We start from the raw sequence: 22,372 nt of genomic DNA on the forward strand, positions 1-22,372 counted from the left end.
CCTCTCTGGTCGGACCCCCTTGAATTCCTTTGCCGACGATCTGTTGCGATCCGAAGTACCGGCTTACTGGATCACGAGAACGGTGGAGGCGGTCCCGCGAGCGCCCGCCTGTCGACAGTTCCCGTGCGGGTCATGTCGTACAACATCCGGTACGCCCCCCGAGACACCGGTCGGCGAGCGTGGAGAAACCGGCGCGAGCCCATCGCGAGCCTGATTCGTTTCCACGCCCCGGACGTGGTTGGAACCCAAGAGGGAACGCTGCACCAGCTTATCGACCTGGAGGAACGCCTTCGCGGCACCGAGTGGATCGGGGTCGGTCGCCGGTCGGGCGGAGACGAATTCTCAGCCCTCTTCTACAGGACTGATCGCCTGGCCCTCCTTGAACACGACACCTTCTGGCTCTCGAAAACGCCAAACACACCGGGGAGCAAGAGCTGGGGGGCTGCTCTGCCTCGAATTGCCACTTGGGCCCGGTTCCGAGACCAGGCGTCAGGGAACACCCCGTTCGTGCTCAACACGCGTTTCGATCACGAGCGCGAGAAGGCCCGGATCAAGAGTGCACGGTTGATTACTGAGAGCCTCGGGGCGCTCTCAGAAAGTGCTCCAGTAGTCGTGATGGGCGATATCAATGCGTTTCCAGAATCTCGGCCCCACAGTCTCTTCACTCGCGCCGGTGACGACGCTCCGGCCATCCCCCCTACGCGATGCCAGGCAGGCGGCTAAACAGGCGCATCACGGACCTACATCCACGTGCACGCACTTCGAGCTCACCGTCAGGCCAGGGCAGCGGTACGATTCCATCTTCGTGGGACCGGGCATCACTGTGCAGCGACACGGCCACCTCCCCGCACGATGGAACGGTTATTATCCCTCCGACCCTCTTCCGGTGCTGGCCGACCTGCGCATTCCCCGACAGCAGCCTTTCCCTCTCACTTTAGAGCCTGCAGAGATCGGGGTCATCCCGCAGGTGAGAGACCAGGACGGTTCGACCGTTGGGGAATGCTGGATGAGCTCATTTGGACCGGCATCATCGGGATTGCCCCAGAGGGACCCGGCTCAGACTGTCCCTCAACACTCTTCAGGGGTCCTCAGCGGCCGCCCCGTCCTCTCCCTGAAAGTCGAGCGCAGCAGAGTTGATGCAGTATCTTTGGCCGGTTGGATCCGGGCCATCCTCGAACAGATGGCCAAGATGAGCCCCACACTCCGCACAGACCACTTCGGTGCGACGCATGCCAAGGCTGTGATCCGACCTGAGCTCGACGTTGTGCTGCTCGACTACGTCGTAAAAGCTCGGCCACCCCGTTCCGGATTCGAACTTGGTGTCGGAGTCAAAGAGAGGAGTGTCGCAGACCACGCAACGGTACACCCCGTCGCCCTTGTGGTCCCAGTACTTTCCACTGAAGGCCCGTTCGGTGCCCTGCTCTTGCGTAACGTGGTACTGTTCTTCGCTCAGTTGGCGGCGGAGTTGCTCGTCGGACGGCCTCGATTTTTCGATGTTGGCCATGTGGCGTTCACCGGAGGCTTGGTTTGTAGAGCGATCGTCAGGCAGTTGGAGGGGGGCGCCTCCCTCGGCCCAGCTCATCAATCCGTTGCGACCTGGCTGTCTTCTTCGACAACCTCAGCCTCTTCGATGTCTTCCTCGTCCGAGACACCGTCCTCGTCGGCGACTTCTCCGTTGGTCGAGGTGAGCTGCTCAAGGTCCTCTTCGCCATCCACGAGGCCAAGGACATCCTTTCCGGGAACCTCCTCCTGCTCGATCAGCATCTCTGCCAGCCGGTCGAAGGCCTCCCGATTCTCACTTAGCGTGCCGGCGGCACGCTCAAAGGCGTTCTCGGTAATGCGGCGGATCTCCTGATCCACCTCACGGGCTGTCTCGTCGCTGTAGTCGCGTCCCTTCGCCAGTTCCTCACCGAGAAAGACGTTGCCCTGATCCTCACCGAGAGAAATGTGCTTGAACTGTTCGCCCATTCCCCAGTCGAGCACCATCTTTCGGGCCATCTTGCGGACTTGCTTGAGGTCGTTCTCGGCCCCGCTCGTGGCGGTGTTAAAGATGATTTCCTCTGCGGCGCGCCCTCCCATGATGACGGCCAGGCGGTCGAGCAGGTAGTCGAGCCGATAGAGATACTTGTCCTTTTCCGGCAGCTGCTGCGTGACGCCCATCGCCTGTCCCCGCGGAACGATTGTCACCTTGTGGACCGGATCGGCGTGGGGAAGAGCCGCCGCCACGATGGCGTGACCGGCCTCGTGGTAGGCGAGGAGCTTTTTTTCTTCGTCATCCAGGACGAGCCCCTCTCGCTTCAGGCCCATCATCACCTTGTCTCGCGCCTGCTCGATGTCTTCTCCCTTGATAACCTCGTGCTCGTGCCGGGCCGCCATGAGGGCTGCCTCGTTGAGAAGGTTCTCGAGATCAGCGCCACTGAAGCCGGGCGTGCTGCGGGCAATCTCCTCCAGGTCGACGTCCTCGCTGAGAGGCTTGTCGCGAGCGTGGATCTTGAGGATCTCGTACCGAGCCTGCTTGGTCGGCATGCCAACCGTGATCTGGCGGTCGAACCGACCCGGTCGCGTAAGCGCCGAATCCAAAATGTCCGGACGGTTGGTCGCCGCCATCACGACGACGTTTTCGTTCTCTTCGAATCCGTCCAGCTCAGAAAGAAGCTGGTTCAGGGTTTGTTCTCGCTCGTCATTCCCGCCCCCGAGGCCAGCCCCTCGCTTGCGGCCGATGGAGTCGAGCTCATCGATGAAGATGATGGCCGGGGAGGTCTCCTTCGCCTCACTGAACATGTCGCGAACGCGAGACGCACCGACCCCGACAAACATCTCCATGAAGTCGGAGCCTGAGACGCTGAAGAACGGAGCATCAGCCTCGCCGGCGACCGCTCGTGCAAGAAGGGTTTTTCCGGTTCCTGGCGGTCCAACGAGAAGCACCCCCTTCGGCACGTTTCCCCCCAGTCCCTGGAAGCGGTCCGGCTGCTTCAGGAACTTGATGATTTCACGGAGCTCTTCCTTCGCGCTGTCGGCGCCAGCAACATCATCGAACGTCGTATCTTCTTCGTCCTTGTCGTAAAGCTCCGCCTTGCTCTTCCGGACCGAGAAGAGGCCCTGGCCCTGGGCCTGCATGCGCCGGAGGAAGATGTATCCCACTCCGAAGAGGAGAAGCACAGGAAGGAGACCCATCAGTACAAGCCCCCACGGGAATGAGCTCTTCGGCTTGGTAACAACCTTCACGTTCTGCGCCCTGAGCCGATCCATGAGGCCATCGTCCCCAAAGGACGGGAGGTACGTGACGAAGTTCTTGTACTTCTCCTTGTTCTTGCTTCGGGTGGCGCTGGACTTAAGCGCGCCGCGAATGGTGTTCCCCTTCACGACCACCCGCTTCACGTTTTTCTGTTGGAGCTGCTCCTGAAATTCGCTGTAGCTGATGCTTTTGCCTCCCGTTGGACCCATTCCCCAGTAGCTGTAGGCCCACAGGGCAAGGAGCGTCCCGGCAATCACGTAGATAATGAGACGCCCTCGTCCCCCACCAGACGAGGGGCCTTCGGGCAGGCCGGAACCATTCTGATTCTCGTTCTGAGCGTTTCGGTTAGCCACGTTACTCAACGAGTTGATGCTGAGAATCGAGTATCGCCCGACCGGCACGCCAAGGGTATTTTCCGGACGTGAGCACAAATCGAGCGGATAGGTAATACACCCTTGGACCGTGATTGTGTCCCTGAATGGAAGCAGTCCTAGGGACTTCGGCCCATAGTGGAGCTCGTTACACAGAAGTTGCGCCTGAAAACACGTGCGTTCAGGTTGAATCTATTCGGTCACAGCACATACTTTATGATCCATTCTCCGAATCGGTCCCGGCCACTTCGGTTGTCCCGCTTCGGGGATCCTCCGACCTCGACGACTCGGCCTTGTTTGCCCCCATGCCCAACTCTCCCTCGAAAGCCTCTGAGTCCTTCCCTTTCGGCCAAGAAGCCGTCTGGCACCCCGATCCTGAGGTTGTGGCCGACTCGAATCTGCGCAAATTCATGGACCAACACGGGATTTCCGACCTCGACGACTTGCACGCCCGCTCAACGTCGGACATTGAGTGGTTCTGGGAAGCAGTGCTAGACGACCTCGACATTGAGTTCTATCGCGAGTACGACGAGATCGTCGACTTGTCCGGGGGCATTCAGCGTCCGGAATGGTGCGTGGGCGGAAAAATGAATATTGTGCATAACTTGCTCGACAAGTGGCAAGGAACGCCCGTGGAGAACCGTCCGGCCTTGCGCTGGGAGGGGGAGGACGGCTCAACCCAAGAACTGACGTACGGGGAGCTCCATCGCCGGGTGTGCCGCTGCGCAAACGCGCTCCGCGACTTGGGTTTGGGGAAAGGCGACCGGATTGGGCTGTACATGCCGATGACTCCAGAGATCGTGATTGCGTTCCTGGCCATCGTTAAGATTGGAGGGGTTCTCCTTCCCCTGTTCAGTGGCTACGGGGCGGGGGCCATTGTTACCCGCCTAAACGGCGCCAACGCCTCTGCCCTGATCACGGCCGACGGATTTACGCGGCGGGGGCGTCCCATCCGGATGAAGGAAACGGCGGACGAGGCCGTCGAGCAGTGCCCGACGGTCGACCACGTGCTCGTCTACCGCCACCTGGAGCGCGACGACCCGCCCATGACCGACGGGCGTGACCGCTTCTGGAGCGATGTTCTGGCAGGGCACGACACGGACGCCCGAACGGAACGGACCGACGCCGAGGATGTCGTGATGATCATCTACACCAGCGGCACTACGGGGCCGCCGAAGGGCACGGTCCACACCCACTGCGGCTTCCCCGTCAAGGGGGCACAGGACATGTACCATCCCATGGACCTCAAGCCCGGTGAGGTTATGTACTGGATGAGCGACATGGGGTGGATGATGGGACCGTGGCTCGTGTTCGGAACCTTGACTGTCGGTGCGACGATGGTGCTGTACGACGGCGCTCCCGACCATCCGGATCCCGGCCGCCTCTGGCGCATGGTGGATGCCCACAACGTCACGCATCTTGGGGTCTCCCCCACTCTCATTCGGGCCCTGAAGACGCATGGGAACGAGCCGGTGGAGGCGGCCGATCGTTCGACCTTACGGGCCATCGGCTCTACCGGGAGCCCATGGGATCCGGAATCGTGGTCGTGGTGCTTCGACACAGTCCTCGACGGGGAAAAGCCCATTTTGAACTACTCCGGAGGGACCGAAATTTCCGGCGGCATCCTCTGTGGCAACTTCCTCGAACCGCTTAAGCCCGCAGCCTTCTCCGGCCCGGTGCCCGGCATGGATGCCGACGTGGTGGATGAGGACGGACATCCGGTGCGCGGCGAGGTGGGCGAACTCGTCCTCCGACAGCCCTGGATTGGGATGACACGAGGATTCTGGGGCGAGGACGACCGCTACCACGATGCCTACTGGAGCCGGTTCGAGAACGTGTGGGTACACGGCGACTTCGCGGCGGTCGACGAGGATGAGCTCTGGTACATCCTCGGCCGGTCGGACGACACGATCAACGTTGCCGGCAAGCGTCTGGGGCCGGCCGAGATCGAGGCCCTGCTCAACGCCCACGACGCCGTGGCGGAGAGTGCGGCGGTAGGGGTCCCCGACGAGGTGAAGGGACAGGCGGTTGTTGCCTTCGTCGTTCCGAAGCCCGGCGCCGACGAGAACGACGCCCTCCGGGAGGCCCTCATGCAGGTTGTGGTCGACGAAATGGGCAAGCCCCTGAAGCCGCGCGAGATTTTGTTCGCCGACGCCCTGCCGAAGACCCGCAACGCAAAGGTGATGCGTCGCGTCATCCGGGCGGCCTACCTGGGCGAAGACCTCGGTGACACCTCCAGCCTCGAGGACCCGAGTGCAATCGAGGCGATTCAGGAGGCCCGGTAGCCTTGCGGTCGCCCGCTGTAACTCTCCGGGAGAACGGCCGGGATCCTCAAACATTTCGTTCCGCCCTGGCGTAGGTGTGTCCTGATTGCGTTAATGCGTCGTGAAGGCTAGGGCCGAAATGACGTCCCGTCTCTTCGTTCTCCTCGTCGCCCTGATCGGCACCACCGCTCCGACTGCGGCTCAGAACGACCAGGCCCTCACCATTACCGGTCGCGTGGTCGGTGCTGAGTCGAACGAGCCGCTGCCCAGAACCCACGTGTTTGTCTCCCGCTCGATGAACGGCACCACCACGGACTCGACCGGCCGGTTCCGTCTGGAGGACGTGCCCCCGGGGTCGAAGCGACTGTACGTATCGAGGCTCGGCTACAAAGATGAAGCCCTCAACCTTCGTTTGAAACCGGGGCGTGCGCTGACCCTCACGTTCCGACTGGAGAAGAAGGTACTCAAGGGACCGACGGTGACTGTCTCGGGGAAACGAAGTGAGGAATGGTACGAACGCCTGCGTCGGTTCAAGCGCCTGTTCATCGGGCAGTCGGAGCGTGCCCGGCGCTGCTCCCTCGTCAATCCCCAGGTCCTCCAGTTCGAGGAAAAGTGGTGGGGCAAGTTCGAGGCAAGCGCCCGGAAGCCACTCGTCATTGAGAATCGGGCGCTGGGGTACCGTCTTACCTACTTTCTGAAGGAGTTCGAGGAGCGGGGAAGTGTTGTTCGCTGGGACGGAGAACCTCTCTTCGAACCCCTGACGCCCACGGACTCTCTTCAGAGAGCACGCTGGCGGAAAAATCGACGCGACGCCTACCGCGGGTCTCTCCGCCACTTCCTCCGCGCCCTACTCGACGACCGCCTCAAAGAAGAACAATTCGACATCTACCAGCTTCCCCGGGCGTCGGCCTTCCGACGCACCGGACGGGCGGACCGGATTCCGATAGACCGAGATCAGGTGGTCGAGCCGGGACCCGACTCCACATACCTATTCGACGTGCGAGACCGGCTCGAAGTCATCTACCGCGGCGAACCCGAGAGCGAAGCGTACCTCGAGTGGGCAGACATTCGCCGCCGGGGTCCCCGTCGCTACCAGACCTCGCAGATTGAGTTAAACCAACATCCGATTCACATCGACCCGTCCGGCGAAATTGTAGAGCCCTACGGCGCGACGCTCCACCGGTATTTTGCGTTCACGGTCCGCATGGCCGAGCTCCTACCGCGCGAGTACGAACCGCCGGGGTGAGCCTCATTTCACGGCTTATCTGGCTAGAGGGCCCAGAATGCATTTTCGTAGTGCTCGATCTCGGGCTGGCCGTCACCGAGCAGAACCGTCACGACATCAAAGCGCGCCGGGCTTCCTCTAAGTTGGCGCTCGTGCAAGTATGCCTGGGCCACCTTGACCAGCGAGGCCTTCTTCTCCTCCGTGATGGATTCCTCGGGGGCCCCGTACCCCAGACCTGTCCGCGTCTTCACCTCGACGAAGACGATTTCCCCTCCCTTGTCGGGGTCTAGACACACCAGGTCCATCTCATTGCGCTCGAAGCGGTAGTTGCGTTCGAGAACGCGGTAGCCATTTTCTTCAAGGTGGGTTTCCGCAATGTCTTCACCGCGATCCCCGATGTCGTTGGTGGAGGTCATGCCCGGAGAGTTGGTTCAGGAGAGGGGGTTGGTGAGGAGCATCGCTCTCATTTTGCGTTGGCGTTCTGGAGGGTCTTCGCAAAGTCGACGAGTTGCTCGATCTGGGCAGCGTCCTCCTGCCTCACGAGCGGAAGCAGAACCTCCGTCACGCCCTCAAAGACTTCCAATAGCTCAATCAAGTTGGCGAGGCGACGATGCAGAACCTGTACGTCCTCGGGACGGTCCGCGATCGAGTTGCTCTCGTCCGCTAACAGATCTGTGCAGTCCTGAAGACGCTTCCGAACAGGTGACACCTCCCGCCGTTTCCGTTCCTCGATGATTCGGGCCGTAATTTGCCACACGTCTTTTTCGGCCCGGTAGTAGTCTTTCCGAGATCCATCTCGCTGTGTCTTCACGACCAGGTCCCACTCCACGAGGGCCCGAAGATTCATGTTCGCGTTTCCACGACTCACCCCCAGTCGCTCCATGATTTGATCGGTGTTGAGAGGCCGCTCGACGCAGTACAGCAGGGCATGGATCTTGGCCATAGTCCGGTTGATCCCCCACGTGGAGGCCATCTCCTCCCACAGGGACACGCAGCGGTCGATGGCCTGCGTCCGTGGATCGGAGGACTCGTCGTCTGCCGAGGGGCTGGCGTCTGAGGACTCGGTCGGCACCATGGATCACCCGGATCGTACAGGAGCGGGAGTTCTGGATCGGTGGCTGATTGGGGCTCCATTCTGTGCATCCACTCTACTTTCGGGACCCCACAAAATGTTTCTCCTACCCGCAGCGTCGAGAGCGCCCTTCGAATCCGGCTCTGTGGTTCGTAAACTAACGAGGGCATGCCACGCTGCTTCCAGACCGCCCATGTTTCTTGCGCACGCGGCTGAGGCTTCCCTCCTCTTCCCATGGGCAAACGTGCCCGTGATCTCCGAGGAGGGGAAAGACCTCTCGCGCCGGGTGTGCAAAGGCGTTCTTCAGGGCTGCGCTCCGCTTCATTCACGCCGAGACAGGACACTGCCGCATGATGACTTCTTCTCAATCGGACGCTCCCCTTATCACCATTACGACCGACTTCGGCACGGAGGATGCGTACGTGCCGGCCATGAAGGGAACCATGCTCTCAATTTGCCCGGACGCACGGCTTGTGGACGTGACCCACGAGATTCGTCCACAAGATGTCATGGAGGCCGGTTTTGTACTCCAGTCGGCCCTCCCGTATTTTCCGAAGGGATCGATTCACCTGGTGGTGGTCGATCCCGGCGTCGGGACCGACCGACGAGCCATTGCTCTTCGTGCCGGGGATCAATGGTTCGTGGGTCCGGACAACGGCGTCTTCCCTCTCGTCCTTAACGACGAGCCGCCCGACGCAGCGGTTGACCTGGACAATCCGGACTTCTGGCGGAGTGCATCGCCGAGCACGACCTTTCATGGCCGCGATATTTTTGCGCCGGCCGCTGCCCACCTGGCCCACGGACAGGCGCTTGCAGACATCGGTTCTCCGATCGAGTCGTTGGAGCCGCTCCGCTGGGCCCAGCCCTCCGCGGCCCGCGGAACCGTTCGGGGGCGAGTGATACACGTCGATCACTTCGGCAACTGCGTAACCAACGTCCGGCGGTCCACCCTGGCCGAGGCGACCCCCCCCGAGGAGTCGGACTCCCCATCGGCCTCTCTTCCGTCCCTGAGTGCACACGTCGGCAACACGGTGCTCGATGAAGTGCACGCTACGTACGGCGACGTGCCGGAGGGCGACCCGCTCCTGCTATTTGGGAGCACGGGTTATCTCGAGATCGGCGTAAATGGGGGGAACGCCGCTGAACTGCTGGACATACGAAAGGGCGATTCCGTGGAGCTCGTCCTCGAGGACCCGTCGGAGTAGCTCCCCGATGGCCCAGTCCTTCCGTTGCGCTGTCGTCTGTGAACCGCCGTCGTTTCGCTCATGGCTCAATCTTCCTCCGGCTCGGAGGGGTCGTCGCTCCTCGAACATCTGGAGACGCTCTACCCGCTGGCCTGCCTCCTAAACGGACCGGACGGTGCCGACGAGCTCCTGCTGCGCGTGTACGAGCGGGCCGCCGATCCTTCCCCATCGGACCGTCCTGATGATCTTCGGAGATGGCTGCTAGGACTTCTCTTCGAGGTCGGGGCTGAGCGGTCCTCCTCACCCGACGGTACGGCTTCGTTTCCGGAGTCGGCCCCCGGCCCCTCCGCTCCGTTCCGGCGGGAAGTGGCCCGGGACTTGGCCCGGGACGCCCTGCCCGCCGCGTTGGCCGCCTGTTCCGCTCAGGAGCGGTTTCTCCTCGCCCTGGACGTGATCGAGAACGGCGAAGACCTCGCGTCCGACGCCCCGGTCCCGGTTCCCCCTTCAACGTCTGTCGACCTGCAGACCCTCCGGTCGGAGGCCCGCGCTGCCCTCCGCACCCATCTCCGCGATGTGTTGTCCGGACCAGAACGCACGGTCGTCGAGGAGGGCCTCCCAGAGGAGGCACTGCATGGAATGATCCGCGACGTGCTCGTGGATCGTTTTCCCCATGCCCCCGACTCGCTCCGCGTTCGGGTGCGGGCCACGCTGCAGGAAGCCCGCAACTCTACCGAACAGCCTGCGGAGGCGAGTTCGTCCCACGCCGACGAATCGTCGTCTTCGTTCCTCAGCACAATGTCTCTCGGCGCCGGCGTCGGTCTTCTGCTGGGGCTACTGGCTCTCGGCCTGGTCGCTATCAGTCTCGTGGGCGTGCCCTTCGTTTCCCAGTCGGCCTCTTCGTCGTCTGAATCAGAGCTCGGCCTGGTTTCCTTCTCCGCCCGGCAGGCGGAGTCTGTCTCTCCGGCCCTTACGACGAGCAGTCCGGCTGAGGCAAGGGCGTACGTAGAGTCGACGTGGAACCGTCGGGTCTCCGTCCCGACCGTCCGCGGGGCTCGCCTCCGGGGTGTGGGGCAGTTCCGCGTGGCAGATACGATTACGGCGCCGGTGTTCCTCTATGCCGACACGGACGACAGCACCCGGGCGGCAATTTTCGCCTACAGCTACGCCCTCATCGACCAGATGAAGGACCAGGTGACGCTGGACACTGCGCTGCGTAAAAAACTGGCCCGCAGCAAGCACCTCGTAGCTGCGTCGGACTCCGTACAGGAGGGGATTCTCTGGCGCCTCCGAGATGATGTCTTCGTCGCAGTCGCCCCGTCCGATCGGCCCGAGCAGCTCCGGGCACGGGTTCGCCCCTAGGATCAGGAGTCCGCGGCGGGCACGCTGATGCGAAAGGTGGACCCTTCCCCGACCGTGGACGACACCAGCTTCAGGCGTCCCCCGTGGTAGGTTTCCACGACGCGACGGGCGAGGCTCAGCCCCAGCCCCCATCCACGCTGCTTGGTGCTGTACCCGGGGCGGAAGATGTTGCTCCACTCCCGCCGCTCGATGCCTTGGCCGGTGTCGCGAACGTCGATGACGACCGATTCGTGTTCTTCCCGGCCCGTGACCGTGATGGTTCCCTCGTCGTCTTCAATTGCATCGAGGGCGTTCTTGAGCAGGTTCTCCAGCACCCAGGCAAACAGCTCCTCGTTGGCCGAGGCCACCAACTGGTCGGGCATATCCACCGTCAGGGTCACGTCCTGGCCCTGGCGCGGAATCCGGCGGCGCAGATAGGTAGCGGTCTGCTCCACGATCGGCACGAGGTCACACCGCTCAAGCTTCGGCTGCGACCCGATGTCCGAAAACCGGTCCGTGATTCGCTGGAGGCGCTCGACGTCGTTCTCGATTTCCTCCAGGGCACGCTCTTTTCGCTCCTCGTCCAGGTCGGGGGACCGGAGCACTTTGATCCACCCCATGAGGCTGGACAATGGGGTGCCAAGCTGATGGGCCGCCTCGCGCGCCATGCCCATCCAGAGACTGCTTTGCTCGCTTCGGCGGATGTACGAGAAGCCAAGGTACCCCACCAGGATGAAGAGCGCGACGAACGCAAGCTGCACCCAGGGGAAGATGCGAAGCTCGGTGATGAGGGCCGACTCGTCGTAGAACACATACTGGGTGAGCTGCTCGTCGGGAGCAGTGGAGTCTCCCTCTCCCCCCTGGGTGGCGGCCACCCGAACCGGAATCGGCTCGAACGAAGCCTGCATCTCCGCCAGTTCCTGCTGTAGGTCTTGCATGATTCGGGCCGAGTCTTCCGGCGGCAGGGTGCTGAGGATCGTGTCCGGCACCCCCACGTTCCGCCAGGATAGCGGCCGGCGACGGGTCGAGTCCGTGATAATCGCGGGAACGCCAAACTGGTTTGGCTCGAGGATCTGGTTGAGGATGAAATTGAACTCCCGCGTGGGCGGCATGGACTGGGCCCAGGCCAGGGCCTCACGGAAAGCCCTCACCTGATCGCTGGAGAGCGTGGTGCGACCCGGACGGTCATCCAGATTCTGGAGGTACGACTCGAGACGTTGGAACTCTTCGCGGTAGGGGTTTCCGGCCTGTCGCTGTGCCTTGGCGACCTGCTCGAGGGCGTCGGCCCAAAGCTCAATGACGGCCCGCTCGCGCTCCTGAAGACGATTGACCAGCCGCTGGGTGTACCACAGGGAGGCCACCGCGATGACGACCGCAAAGACGATCAGGCCGAGCTTCAGTCGAACCGACCACCGATAGGCTCGCATAGTGCCGCCGGGATTAACAAGCCGGATCCGACGCGTTCATCCGCGCGCCAGAGTCTGAGAAGGAATTGGGGGTTGGGCATGCGGCCCCGCCGCTACGCCGCGGTCGCATGTTGTACGTCGGTGATGATTTGACTGCGGCGGGGGCCGTTCGAAACGAGTCCGATGTCGACGTCCAGGTACTCTTCGATGAACGCGAGGTAGTCCCTCGCCTCCGACGGAAGGTCCTGGATGTGCTGCACATCGGAGATGTCCTGTTCCCAGCCCGGGAGCGTCTTGTAGATGGGCTCCACCCGGTTGAGCGTCTGGGCCTCGCTCGGAAAGCGTCGCGTCGTCGTGCCGTCGTACCGGTACTGCGTGCATACCTTCAGCGGGTCCATGCCCGACAGGATGTCGAGCTTCGTGACGGCCAGTTCGTTGAACCCGTTCACCATGCTGGTGTAGCGGAGCGCAACGAGATCGAGCCACCCGCAGCGTCGCGGGCGTCCCGTGGTGGCGCCGAACTCCCCTCCCTTCTGTCGCAGCCGTTCCCCGGCCTCAGTCTCCAGCTCGGTCGGAAAGGGCCCGTTGCCCACGCGTGTGCAGTAGGCCTTGGCGATGCCCAGGACCCGGTCAATCTCAGTGGGCGGCACGCCCAGCCCCGTGCAGCACCCTCCCGCCGTGGGGTGGCTGGACGTGACGTAGGGGTAGCTGCCGAAGTCAAGATCCAGCAGCGATCCCTGTGCCCCCTCCGCGAGCACCCGCGCGTCCTGATCCAGCGAATTGCACAGGTACTTCGAGGTGTCCGTGACGTAATCGTCGATTCGCTGGTCGAATTCCACGTACTCGTCGACGATGCGGTCTACGTCCAGCGCCTCAACATCGTAGATGTCTCGCAGAATGGCGTTCTTCTCTTCGAGGGAGCGCCGCAACTTCTGGCGCAGGACTTCCTCCTCAAGCAGATCCACGACCCGGATGCCGGTGCGGGCAGACTTATCGGTGTAGGCCGGCCCAATGCCCCGGCCCGTCGTCCCGATTGCGTCGTCGTCCGAGGCGGCGGCTCGTTCCTCCTCCTGCGCCGCCTCAATGGCCTTATGGTACGGCATGATGAGGTGCGCGTTGTGGGAGATCTTGAGGCGCCCCTCCACGTCGATGCCCAAGGACTTGATCTTCTCAATCTCGTCGAGCACTGCCTTGGGGTCCAGAACCACCCCATTGCCGATCACGCAGGTGACCCGTTCGTGGAAAATGCCACTGGGAACGAGGTGCAGGACGAACTCGTCGTCTCCGCCTTCCTGATTCTCCCAGACAATCGTGTGCCCGGCATTGGCCCCTCCCTGATAGCGGGCAACGATGTCAACCTGTGGGCTTAGAAGGTCCACGATTTTTCCTTTGCCTTCGTCCCCCCACTGACTCCCGATTACGATAGATACCGGCATAGCGTACGACGTCGATTCGTGAATGCTGGAGCGTTGTGCCTGCTGCCGTCCCGAGCTTCCGTTCTCTTCGGGCCCTCTCGGTCACCGTGAGGGAGTCCTCCGGCCCCCATTTTCACCTGAGTGACACATCGGTCCTGCCCTCCTAGAGGAGCCTTGCGCCTTCCCCGAAAAGCCCTCTCGGTCCTCGCAGAACGACGGTCGAGGGGCGAGAGCGCTCCGAATCAAATCGATTGGAGACTCGGAGAGGCGGCGGGGTTGGAAATTCCGAAGAGCACGAGGATGACGGATGGTGTTCCCTCCTTCCCGGGACGTTCGGCTAGGCGGCGCTCGTTTCGAGTTGACGGTTGAGCTCGACAACCGTCGGGGAGGCCACGAAGACCGAGGAATACGTTCCGATCACGACGCCTACAATGAGGGCGAATGAGAACCCGCGCAGGACTTCCCCGCCGAAGAAGAACAAAACGGCAACCACGATAAAGGTGGTGATGGACGTCACCACAGTTCGGCTCAGGGTCGCATTGATCGAGCGATTTACAATCTCATCGAAGGACTCCGTCTTAAAGAGATTGATGTATTCTCGTATCCGATCGAAGACCACTACCGTGTCGTTGAGCGAGTACCCGACGATCGTGAGGAAGGCGGCGATGATGGACTGATCGATCTGTAGCGAGAAGGGCACAATCCCGTGTAGCACCGAGAAGAGCCCGAGGGTGATGGTGACGTCGTGCACGAGGGCCGCCACGGCGCCAAGGCTGTACCGCCATTCGAATCGGACCAGGATGTACAGGAAGATCACCAGGAGGGCCCCCAGCACCGCCTGGACTGCGCCCCGTTTTAGGTCTTCTGCGAAGCTCGGTCCTACGATGTTGGTCCGCTCCATGCGAATATTGCGGTCCGGAAACTGCTTCCGGAGGGTCTTCAGAATTCGATTCTCTACGGTACTAATCTCTGCGGACGAGGCGAGGTCAATCTGGTGTCCGGTATCTCCAAACCGCTTCACCACAGGCTCACTTTCGAGGGTTTCGGTAAGTGAGGACCGGATTTTGGCGGTCTCCAGCCCCGACGTGTTTCCCACGACGAAGCGCATGCCACCGCGGAAATCGATGCCGAGTGCAAGTCCCCTGGTGAGCAAGGAGATAATGCTTATGGCAAGGAGGGTCCCCGAGATGAAGTAGCCAATCCGCCGGTTGTAGATCAGGTTGTAATTAGCGTTCTCAAAGAGGCGCATAGCGGATCCGTGTCGGGTTGAAGTCGCTTCGCGGAAAGAAATCTTTCGGAGAGCCTCAGAGGATGGGGCCTATCCGTAGCTCACGCGCATCTGTCGTTCCTCGACCATGTAGTCGAAGATAATACGCGTCACGATGATCGCCGTGAAGAGGGACGCGAGGATGCCGGCCATCAGGGTCACGGCAAACCCTCTGATGGGACCAACCCCGAAGGAGTAGAGGATGACCCCTACGAAGAAGGTCGTGATGTTGGCGTCGAGAATTGCGCTCAACGACTCCTCGTAGCCCGCGTTGATGGCTGCCTTGAGGGTCTTACCGGTAGCCTGTTCTTCTCGCACGCGGTCGTAAATCAGGACGTTGGCATCCACGGCCATCCCGATCGTGAGCACAATGCCGGCAATGCCTGGCAGGGTGAGCGTCGCACCGAATCCAGCAAGGATTCCGAGAATCAAGATCAGGTTCAGGAGCAGGGCGATATCGGCGACGACTCCGGCCGTGCGGTAGTACATGATCATGAAGAGCACGACGAGGAGAAACCCGGACACAACGGAGATCAAGCCAGCCCGGGTGGACTCCTCCCCGAGGCTCGGCCCAACCGTGCGCTCCTCAACGATTTTGAGCTCCGTAGGGAGTGACCCTGATTGGAGAACGGTGACGATGTCTGAGGCTTCCTGGCGGGACTCCAGCCCTTCGATTTGGGTGCGTCCGCCGGGAATTCGCTCCTGTATGTTTGGATACGAGTAAACGAGCTCGTCGAGGACAATGGCAACCCGTTCGCCGACGTTCGCGGCGGTGAGTCGTGACCACTGGCGCGTTCCCTGAGAGTTCATCGACATCGATACCATCGGCTGGTTCGACGCCCGGCTGAACGTCACCGACGCCTCCGTGATCACCTCTCCGAGGAGTTCCGGCTCGCTCTGAACACCAAGCAGCGCAAAGGTGTTGTTGCTCTGGCCGACAGGGTTGGCTGACCACCAGAAGCTCACCCCCGCGGGAATCATCTCCTGCACCTTCGGGTCGGAGATCAACTCGTTCACGCGGGCCGTGTCCTGCTTCGATACGTACCCTACGATGGGGGCTTCCTGACGCGGCAGAGGTTGCATGACGGCAAGGAGGGGATTCTGCGGACCACTCTCTTCACTGCCCGGCTGGGTAATGGAGGTCCCCTCTTGGTCGGATGCCTGCTGCTCGCCCCCGGCGAGCCGTGTTCCCTCCTCCACGGCGGAGGTGTCTGTGGTGTCGGCACGCGCCTGCACGGTGTCGGCCGCCGGAGCGTCGGCGAGCCGAGCCGTATCCTGCGCAGTCGGTTCGTAGTATTCAATGATGCGCTGCACCGACGCCTTAAGCTCCTGGGGGTCGGCCATGAGGTGAAACGTGAGCTGGGAGGCGCTCTCCAGCAAACTCCGGATCCGCTGCCGCTCCTCTACACCAGGAAGTTGCACAACGATCCGGCGTTCGCCCTGCTTCTGGATGGTCGGCTCCGTGACGCCATAACGGTTCACGCGGTTACGAACCACCTCCATGGCCTGCTGGACGGCATCGTCGGCCTTGTTGCTCAGGTATTCCTGCACCTTCTCGTTCGAGGATCGACGGGTGATGTTCGAGGCGTCGTCGCGGTAGTAGCGCGAGAGGCGGCCGTTCGGATTGCGCGACTGAAATTCTTGGACGAACGCGTCCACGACCGAAATGTCCTCCTTCTTGGCTCGCTTGCGGGCCGCCTCAAGGGCGCGACGGAAGGCCTTGTCCTTATTCGTTGCCAACTGTTTGAGAAGGTTGTCGGTCTGGACCTCCAGTGCCGCGTGCATGCCTCCCTGGAGGTCGAGGCCCAGGTTTAGGGAATTCCGGTCGAGCTGTTCGATCCACTGGCGGTGCTCTTCCTTATACTCCTTCCGCTCGGCCTCCTTCATGTCATTCATCTTGGAGTTCACATAAAGGTACTGGACCGAGGGGTAAAGATAGTATCCGCACAGGCCGACGAAAAAGACCGTAAGTAAGAGTTTAAAACCGTTCCCCTGCATAGGACGTACGCGCTCAATTCAAGAATCAGAACAACACGGCGGACGAGGCCCACGGGCGGTTCATCGGGAGGGCCGTCGGATCCTAATGGATCCATTCGGGAGGTCGTGGGTGCCCGCAATCCCCCCAGTGCACTGCGGCGGTGGACTGGGGCACGGCTACGGCCCTAGCGGTCGTGAGGCGACAAGCACACGAGCGCGCCATCGCGCTCGGAGGGGGGAAAGACGCACGGCCTCCCCTGGTGGGTCCTCTAATACTCGAGACTGCGGACGGAGCGCCTGCCACTGCGGTCTACAGGTGCCCCGAGCCTGACGCGCCGTCGATAGAATCCGTCGCGCCAGTGCACAGAGGAGGGAGAACACCTCCTTCATCGGCGCAGCGACCAGCGCCTTGCAGGACCGGATTAGAGAGACGGTGCTCATGTGGCAGAAGAAGCGTCCACGCCGATAGAAGCAGAACAGTGGGACTGACGATCAACAGGAATAACGAATTTGGGAAAATTGTTTCTCCCGACCGCCGGAAATCGAAGGGGCTCCGGCGTCATCCCCTCGATTTCACAGCTCCTGGACGACCCGCTGCCCCTACGCGTCGACGCCTGAGGTCGAACAACCCTCAGCGCGTCTGTATTTTAGGGATCGAACGTGCTTTTTCTCTCGCCCTCCGATCGATGTCCCCTCCGGCACCGCCCTCTACAGGTCGAGGTTCATTCGTTACGCACGACGGCCTCACGCTCTTTACCCGGCGCTGGCTCCCGGACGAGGAGCCGCAGGCCACAGTCCTGCTGGTCCACGGCTACGCCGAGCATAGCGGCCGCTACGACCACGTGGCCGCGACGTTCGTCGAGCAGGGTGCGGCCGTGTACGCCTACGACCAGCGGGGCCACGGCCGCTCCGGAGGGCGGCGCGCCTACGTGGATCGGTTCGGGCAGTACCTGAAGGACCTCGATCGCTTTCGACAACACGTCCAGTCGCAGACCCCAGACGTGCCGGTCTTTCTGTTCGGCCACAGCATGGGCGGGCTAGCGTCGCTGCTATACGTGCTGAATCACGCCCCCGATCTCCGCGGGCTGATATTAAGCGCCCCAGCGATCGAGGTCAACCCCGACCTCGCCCCGGTCCTCCGACACGTCGCTCAGTGGGTGGGGCGCCTCTTCCCCACCCTGCCCACCGTGCGCTCGCCGCAGGGCTCGATCTCGCGCGACCCGGCGGTCGTCGAAGAGGCCGAGAACGATCCGCTCAACTACACGGGTCGAACCCTCGCCCGCACCGGCGCCGAGCTTTTGCGGGCAGGTTCGGAGGCGCGATCCCGGTTGGGGGAGCTCGACCATCCTTTTCTGGTGATCCACGGCACGGCCGACCCCCTTGCCACACCCGCATGGAGCAGGCGGCTGTACGATCGTGCGGCCGCCGACGACAAGACGCTCAAGCTCTACGACGGGCTCTACCACGAGACCTTCAACGAGCCAGAGCAGGACACGGTACTCCGCGACCTGGGCACTTGGCTCGCCGAGCGGATGCCTACTGACTCTGGTCCGCAGCGAGGTTGAATACCACCTGGACCTGGGCCGACACTTCAATCTCGCCGGCAGCGTACGCTTCGGGGTCCGCCTGCGCGCCACTGGTGGCCTTGGCCATCCCCGCGCGGGCCGTCTTCACCTGCGGCCGGACAAAGTCGAAGCTCTGCTCGTTGATAGCGTGTACGGGCCCGAGCTCTGCGTCGAGCGTTTCGGCCAGGAGTCGTGCCTTGTTGCGGGCGGCTCGGGCAGCCTTTCGTAGCGCCTCGTTGCGAAATTGGGTCCGGTCGCTTAGCTGATAACTGATGTTGCTGAGCCGATTGGCCCCGCTCTCCACCACGTCGGCCACGAGCTGGGGCAGGACCTCTAGGCGACCGAGCTCGACCACCACCTGACGGGTGGCTTCGTAGCCCACGAGCGTGCGCTCATCCTCGTCGTCGTACTCGTACCGCGGCTGGAGGCGGAGGCTCTCCATGCGCATCTTCTCCTCGGGGACATCGAGGGCACGCACGGCATTCATCGCCTTCTTGGCCGCGGTGGCGTTCTGGGTCCGGGCCTTCTCAGCGGCCTGGGCCTGCGTGACCACCCCGAACCGGACCACGGCCTGGTCGGGCTGGGCAGTGGCGGTGCCCTCTCCGCTCACGGTGACGGTGGAGCGGTCGTCATCCTGCGCGGCGGCGGGCACGACGGCCAGGACCGCAAGGAGCAGCGAGAGGACGGCGAGGGGAAGGAATCGGAGGACACGGGACATGGTTCACTGAGCAGGAGTTGCTGAGAGATGTTCGGCTAGATACGTCGCCCAATGAACGGACGCCCCGCAGCGATTCGTATCCTCGGATGTCGCGTTCCACCGTAGACTACGGATGCAGGCGGGCAATCGTCCGCGGGAAGGGAATGGTCTCCCGGACGTGATCGCGTCCACAGATCCAGGAGACGGTTCGTTCGAGGCCCAGTCCGAATCCACTGTGGGGCACAGATCCGAATTTCCGGAGGTCAAGGTACCAGTCGAAGACCTCCTCCGGGAGGCCGTGGGCCTCGATCTGCTCTTTCAGGAAGTCGAGATCGGTGGCCCGCTCCCCCCCGCCGACAATTTCGCCATAGCCCTCCGGCGCAAGCACGTCGATGCCCATGGCGAGGCGCTCGTCCTCCGGGTCGCGTTTCATGTAAAACGCCTTGATCTCGGCCGGGAACCGGTGCACGATGACGGGGCGGTCGAAGTGCCAGGTGAGCACCGTCTCATCGTTGCCGCCGAAGTCGGAGCCCCACTCGAACGTCTGGGCCGACGCCTTCCAGTCCGGCAGGTTGCGGAGGGACTCCTCGATCTCGTCGACCCGCTTATTGATCTCGATCTCGCGGGTGTCGATCTTGCGCTTCACGTGCTTCTTCGCCTGCCCGCGGCGCTTCTGGTTCTCTTCCTTTTCCTCCAACAGCTCCGCCTTCTCCTCCTTCAGCCCCGCAATCCGCTCGTCGATCATCGCGGCCGTCTCATCGCTTCGCAAGAGCTCTACGGCCTCATCGTAGCTGATGCGGGGGAACGGCGTTTCGACCTGTTCGAGGACTGTGGTGTCGCGATCCAGGGCCTCAAGCTCTTCCTCACAGTGCTCGAGCACGTTCTGCACGATGTGGCTCACGAAGTCCTCCGCCAGCTGCGCGTTCATCTCCAGGTCGTAGAACGCCATCTCCGGCTCGATCATCCAAAACTCCGTGAGGTGGCGCCGCGTGGCCGACTTCTCGGCCCGAAACGTGGGGCCGAACGTGTAAACCTTGCCGTAGGCCATGGCCATCGCTTCCCCGTGCAGCTGCCCGCTCTGGGTGAGGTAGGCGCTCTCGTCGTCGAAATAGTCGAGCTCAAAGAGCGTGGAGGTTCCCTCCACCGCGTTTCCTGTCAGGATGGGCGCGTCCGTCTGCAAAAATCCGCGGTCCTGAAAAAACTCGTGGATCGACGTGACGATGCGGTTGCGAATCCGCATCACGGCCCACTGGCTCTCGCTGCGGAGCCACAGATGGCGGTGGTTCATCAGAAAGTCAATGCCATGCTCTTTCGGCGTGACGGGGTAGTCGCCCGACTCGCCGATGCGCTCGATGGCATCGACCTGGAGCTCGTAGCCCCCCGGCGCCCGGTCGTCGGCACTCACGGTGCCAGTGATCTCGAGGGCGGCCTCCTGCCGCACGTCGTCGGCCACGGCCCAGCTGTCCGCGTCGACCGCGTCCTGCGGCACGACACACTGGACGAAGCCCGAGCCATCACGCAGGATGAGAAACTTGATGCCGCCCGAGCCGCGCTTGTTGTGGAGCCATCCCTTCAGGGTGACCGTCTCATCGACATGATCGGCGAGGGCCTCAATGCGAGTGAAGTCTTCGATGGTGCCTCCCTCCCGTTCGGGACTGAGCGTCGGGGCAGTCGTGTCGGTGTCGGACATGCGGTTGGGACAGGACTGGTGGACAAATACAGAGGAAAACGCGAGCGACTGGGCGGTCCGTGGCGCCGCACCGTCAACGTGATACACCGGCGCAGACTGAGGTTCCCCCTTGGGCTGGGCTTCGTCAGACGATCATCCAGGCCACGAGCGCTGTGGTGAGGGGCCATCCTACGACGAGGTCGGCGAGCAGAGCGGTGCGCGGCCGAGTGGGATTCAGCCCCCACACCACACCCATCATGAGGAGCAGTCCGAGGGCGTCAATGCCGACCAGCACCGGCTGGGAGGCGACGACGACCCATCCCGCTGCGCCCAGCGCTGCCCCAAGCAGCGGGGCCGTGGCGAGCCAGCGCACCTGTCGCCCGGCCCACCCTGAGGCCCAAGGATTGAGGCCCACCGCTGCGTCCCCGGCCCGATCGGCCCAGTCCGCGAGCAGGAGGTTGGGCAGGATGAAGAGGCCCCGGTACCCGAAAAACCACAGGGCCTCCCCTCCAATCGGGCGGCCGGCTTCGACCAGGGGAAGCAGGGCCCCACCGGCGGCCCACGCTCCGGCAACAGCGATGGGCTTCGGGATTCCCAACAGGGACGCTCCCTCCTGGCTTCGGTACAGGACATAGACGCCCGCAATGCCGCCCAGGACCCCCGTCCACGCGAGCGTCGCCCAGCGGAGATACGGCACCATGGCCCCACCCAGGGCAGCGAGCACGACCGTCTCGGCGGCCAGCCACTCGGCGTGCGACTGCACCCAGGCCACCCGTTCGGGCCGATTGATCCGATCCTCGGGCGCGGGCATCCACACCCGATCGACCAAATACGCGAGCGTGGTGCCGCAGAACCCGGCGACCAGGAGCGGAAGATCCACGGCGAGGCCAAAGAGTCCGTAGGTGCCCAGGAGCAAAGCCACGGCCACGCCTCCTACGGGCAGTGGATCGTGACAGAGAGCCGCAAGGATCGCGGTGCGGGAGGTGTCGGGGGAGGACGATGGACCCATAGATCAGAGGTTGGGGGAAACACCCCGTTCGTCCCAGGGTGGCTTTTCAACGAGCGAGTGAAATATACGCTACAACCTTGGAGTTCCCTTCTAAACAGAGCCGCGACCACGGAATGTTTGTGGCATTTTCGGGGTCGCTCATTTAGTATAATGCCTCCTACAAGCTGAACCGGCGCTCCAAAGTTCACAGCTAGCACAAACAGAAGAACCTTAACCCCGGCTCCTTCGGCGGTGACTGCAGAGATTGGGGTTGACGGCTGCCGTTCGAGCTCAGACCCGGTCGCCTCGATCTGATTTCGGCAGGTGTGCTGGACGTATTCGACAGGGGCCAATTCCTTCCGCGTTGAGTTTTCGCGTCGGAGCGGGCGAAGATCGATGCCAGGGGCATCGTAGAGCAGGTCTTCAAACTCGTGGTACGCTTTGTCGTCGATTACGACTGATCCGCTCGGCACGCTGAACCGAGATTGCTTCCTCGCGCGAGTGCCGTTCCGTTCTCTGGGTGTGGAAACGGCTTCTGCCGAACCACCCTCAGCAGTGACCAAAAGATGCGTCTTACCTCCGAAGAAGCACTCGCCTTTGCTGACGATACGGCCGCGGAATTCCTCCATCGGCTCCTCTTCAGCGCCGTAGATCCGGGCCTGAGGGGTACGAATGTTCTCACAGACCGAAGCCAAAGAA

The 22,372-nt window shown here is 62.5% G+C and carries 17 protein-coding genes; 6 read left to right on the top strand and 11 right to left on the bottom strand.

Annotated elements, in window-relative coordinates; all coding sequences use genetic code 11:
• Positions 1-132: 132 nt before the first annotated feature.
• Entirely contained in the window at positions 133-723 is a 591-nt protein-coding gene (locus ABEL04_RS02100) for an endonuclease/exonuclease/phosphatase family protein (RefSeq protein ID WP_375800720.1), read from the top strand.
• Between the two features lie 355 nt (positions 724-1,078).
• Here the strand turns inward: ABEL04_RS02100 and msrB are convergent, their stop codons facing one another.
• Together msrB and ftsH are read right to left on the bottom strand one after the other, a co-directional pair.
• Positions 1,079-1,504 carry a peptide-methionine (R)-S-oxide reductase MsrB gene (gene msrB / locus ABEL04_RS02105; RefSeq protein WP_375800721.1) on the bottom strand — a complete coding sequence of 142 codons (426 nt, stop codon included), beginning with the start codon at positions 1,502-1,504 and terminating at the stop codon, positions 1,079-1,081.
• Between the two features lie 77 nt (positions 1,505-1,581).
• Complete coding sequence (gene ftsH / locus ABEL04_RS02110; RefSeq protein WP_375800722.1) at positions 1,582-3,588, bottom strand: ATP-dependent zinc metalloprotease FtsH; 2,007 nt, start codon at positions 3,586-3,588, stop codon at positions 1,582-1,584.
• 323 nt (positions 3,589-3,911) lie between these two features.
• Between ftsH and ABEL04_RS02115 the strand changes: the two genes are divergently transcribed.
• Both ABEL04_RS02115 and ABEL04_RS02120 read left to right on the top strand, forming a co-directional pair.
• Complete coding sequence (locus ABEL04_RS02115) at positions 3,912-5,891, top strand: AMP-binding protein (RefSeq protein ID WP_375800723.1); 1,980 nt, start codon at positions 3,912-3,914, stop codon at positions 5,889-5,891.
• 118 nt (positions 5,892-6,009) lie between these two features.
• Positions 6,010-7,116 carry a carboxypeptidase-like regulatory domain-containing protein gene (locus ABEL04_RS02120; protein ID WP_375800724.1) on the top strand — a complete coding sequence of 369 codons (1,107 nt, stop codon included), beginning with the start codon at positions 6,010-6,012 and terminating at the stop codon, positions 7,114-7,116.
• 23 nt (positions 7,117-7,139) lie between these two features.
• Here the strand turns inward: ABEL04_RS02120 and ABEL04_RS02125 are convergent, their stop codons facing one another.
• Both ABEL04_RS02125 and ABEL04_RS02130 read right to left on the bottom strand, forming a co-directional pair.
• Complete coding sequence (locus ABEL04_RS02125; protein WP_375800725.1) at positions 7,140-7,511, bottom strand: YraN family protein; 372 nt, start codon at positions 7,509-7,511, stop codon at positions 7,140-7,142.
• A gap of 47 nt (positions 7,512-7,558) precedes the next feature.
• The gene (locus tag ABEL04_RS02130; RefSeq protein ID WP_375800726.1) at positions 7,559-8,170 is read right to left on the bottom strand and encodes a GbsR/MarR family transcriptional regulator; all 612 of its coding nucleotides are present in this window, start codon (positions 8,168-8,170) and stop codon (positions 7,559-7,561) included.
• A gap of 350 nt (positions 8,171-8,520) precedes the next feature.
• Here ABEL04_RS02130 and ABEL04_RS02135 point away from each other — a divergent pair, with 350 nt between their 5' ends.
• Both ABEL04_RS02135 and ABEL04_RS02140 read left to right on the top strand, forming a co-directional pair.
• Positions 8,521-9,372 carry an S-adenosyl-l-methionine hydroxide adenosyltransferase family protein gene (locus ABEL04_RS02135; protein ID WP_375800727.1) on the top strand — a complete coding sequence of 284 codons (852 nt, stop codon included), beginning with the start codon at positions 8,521-8,523 and terminating at the stop codon, positions 9,370-9,372.
• 60 nt (positions 9,373-9,432) lie between these two features.
• On the top strand, positions 9,433-10,710 hold the full coding sequence (locus ABEL04_RS02140; RefSeq protein ID WP_375800728.1) for a hypothetical protein: 1,278 nt from the start codon (positions 9,433-9,435) through the stop codon (positions 10,708-10,710).
• 2 nt (positions 10,711-10,712) lie between these two features.
• On the opposite strand, the gene ABEL04_RS02145 is transcribed toward ABEL04_RS02140, so the two are convergent.
• From ABEL04_RS02145 to secD, 4 genes are all read right to left on the bottom strand, one after another.
• Positions 10,713-12,116 carry a sensor histidine kinase gene (locus tag ABEL04_RS02145; RefSeq protein ID WP_375800729.1) on the bottom strand — a complete coding sequence of 468 codons (1,404 nt, stop codon included), beginning with the start codon at positions 12,114-12,116 and terminating at the stop codon, positions 10,713-10,715.
• Between the two features lie 92 nt (positions 12,117-12,208).
• Entirely contained in the window at positions 12,209-13,531 is a 1,323-nt protein-coding gene (locus ABEL04_RS02150; RefSeq protein WP_375800730.1) for an adenylosuccinate synthase, read from the bottom strand.
• Between the two features lie 316 nt (positions 13,532-13,847).
• A complete protein-coding gene (gene secF, locus ABEL04_RS02155) occupies positions 13,848-14,759 on the bottom strand; it encodes a protein translocase subunit SecF (RefSeq protein ID WP_375800731.1) in 912 nt (303 codons plus the stop codon).
• Positions 14,760-14,828: 69 nt separating this feature from the next.
• On the bottom strand, positions 14,829-16,673 hold the full coding sequence (gene secD, locus ABEL04_RS02160; protein WP_375800732.1) for a protein translocase subunit SecD: 1,845 nt from the start codon (positions 16,671-16,673) through the stop codon (positions 14,829-14,831).
• Positions 16,674-17,440: 767 nt separating this feature from the next.
• Between secD and ABEL04_RS02165 the strand changes: the two genes are divergently transcribed.
• Positions 17,441-18,319 (top strand): alpha/beta hydrolase, encoded by an 879-nt coding sequence (locus tag ABEL04_RS02165; protein WP_375800733.1) that lies wholly within the window; start codon positions 17,441-17,443, stop codon positions 18,317-18,319.
• Here the strand turns inward: ABEL04_RS02165 and ABEL04_RS02170 are convergent.
• The 3 genes from ABEL04_RS02170 to ABEL04_RS02180 form a co-directional block, all read right to left on the bottom strand.
• Complete coding sequence (locus ABEL04_RS02170; RefSeq protein ID WP_375800734.1) at positions 18,291-19,037, bottom strand: SIMPL domain-containing protein; 747 nt, start codon at positions 19,035-19,037, stop codon at positions 18,291-18,293. The genes ABEL04_RS02165 and ABEL04_RS02170 overlap by 29 nt on opposite strands.
• Positions 19,038-19,143: 106 nt before the next feature.
• Positions 19,144-20,706: an asparagine--tRNA ligase gene (locus ABEL04_RS02175; RefSeq protein WP_375800735.1), complete on the bottom strand. Its 1,563-nt coding sequence runs from the start codon at positions 20,704-20,706 to the stop codon at positions 19,144-19,146.
• Positions 20,707-20,830: 124 nt separating this feature from the next.
• A complete protein-coding gene (locus ABEL04_RS02180) occupies positions 20,831-21,694 on the bottom strand; it encodes a hypothetical protein (RefSeq protein ID WP_375800736.1) in 864 nt (287 codons plus the stop codon).
• Positions 21,695-22,372: the final 678 nt, after the last annotated feature.

It is taken from the genome of Salinibacter sp. (genome assembly GCF_042218895.1).
Taxonomy (GTDB): Bacteria; Bacteroidota; Rhodothermia; order Rhodothermales; family Salinibacteraceae; genus Salinibacter.

What these genes read in the sequence shown, in the direction of transcription:
- ABEL04_RS02100 (WP_375800720.1), top strand. Translation starts at nt 133, where the DNA reads ATGTCGTACAACATCCGGTACGCCCCCCGAGACACCGGTCGGCGAGCG.
- msrB (WP_375800721.1), bottom strand. Translation starts at nt 1,504, where the DNA reads ATGGCCAACATCGAAAAATCGAGGCCGTCCGACGAGCAACTCCGCCGC.
- ABEL04_RS02115 (WP_375800723.1), top strand. Translation starts at nt 3,912, where the DNA reads ATGCCCAACTCTCCCTCGAAAGCCTCTGAGTCCTTCCCTTTCGGCCAA.
- ABEL04_RS02120 (WP_375800724.1), top strand. Translation starts at nt 6,010, where the DNA reads ATGACGTCCCGTCTCTTCGTTCTCCTCGTCGCCCTGATCGGCACCACC.
- ABEL04_RS02125 (WP_375800725.1), bottom strand. Translation starts at nt 7,511, where the DNA reads ATGACCTCCACCAACGACATCGGGGATCGCGGTGAAGACATTGCGGAA.
- ABEL04_RS02130 (WP_375800726.1), bottom strand. Translation starts at nt 8,170, where the DNA reads ATGGTGCCGACCGAGTCCTCAGACGCCAGCCCCTCGGCAGACGACGAG.
- ABEL04_RS02135 (WP_375800727.1), top strand. Translation starts at nt 8,521, where the DNA reads ATGACTTCTTCTCAATCGGACGCTCCCCTTATCACCATTACGACCGAC.
- ABEL04_RS02140 (WP_375800728.1), top strand. Translation starts at nt 9,433, where the DNA reads ATGGCTCAATCTTCCTCCGGCTCGGAGGGGTCGTCGCTCCTCGAACAT.
- ABEL04_RS02145 (WP_375800729.1), bottom strand. Translation starts at nt 12,116, where the DNA reads ATGCGAGCCTATCGGTGGTCGGTTCGACTGAAGCTCGGCCTGATCGTC.
- ABEL04_RS02150 (WP_375800730.1), bottom strand. Translation starts at nt 13,531, where the DNA reads ATGCCGGTATCTATCGTAATCGGGAGTCAGTGGGGGGACGAAGGCAAA.
- secF (WP_375800731.1), bottom strand. Translation starts at nt 14,759, where the DNA reads ATGCGCCTCTTTGAGAACGCTAATTACAACCTGATCTACAACCGGCGG.
- secD (WP_375800732.1), bottom strand. Translation starts at nt 16,673, where the DNA reads ATGAATGACATGAAGGAGGCCGAGCGGAAGGAGTATAAGGAAGAGCAC.
- ABEL04_RS02165 (WP_375800733.1), top strand. Translation starts at nt 17,441, where the DNA reads ATGTCCCCTCCGGCACCGCCCTCTACAGGTCGAGGTTCATTCGTTACG.
- ABEL04_RS02170 (WP_375800734.1), bottom strand. Translation starts at nt 19,037, where the DNA reads ATGTCCCGTGTCCTCCGATTCCTTCCCCTCGCCGTCCTCTCGCTGCTC.
- ABEL04_RS02175 (WP_375800735.1), bottom strand. Translation starts at nt 20,706, where the DNA reads ATGTCCGACACCGACACGACTGCCCCGACGCTCAGTCCCGAACGGGAG.
- ABEL04_RS02180 (WP_375800736.1), bottom strand. Translation starts at nt 21,694, where the DNA reads ATGGGTCCATCGTCCTCCCCCGACACCTCCCGCACCGCGATCCTTGCG.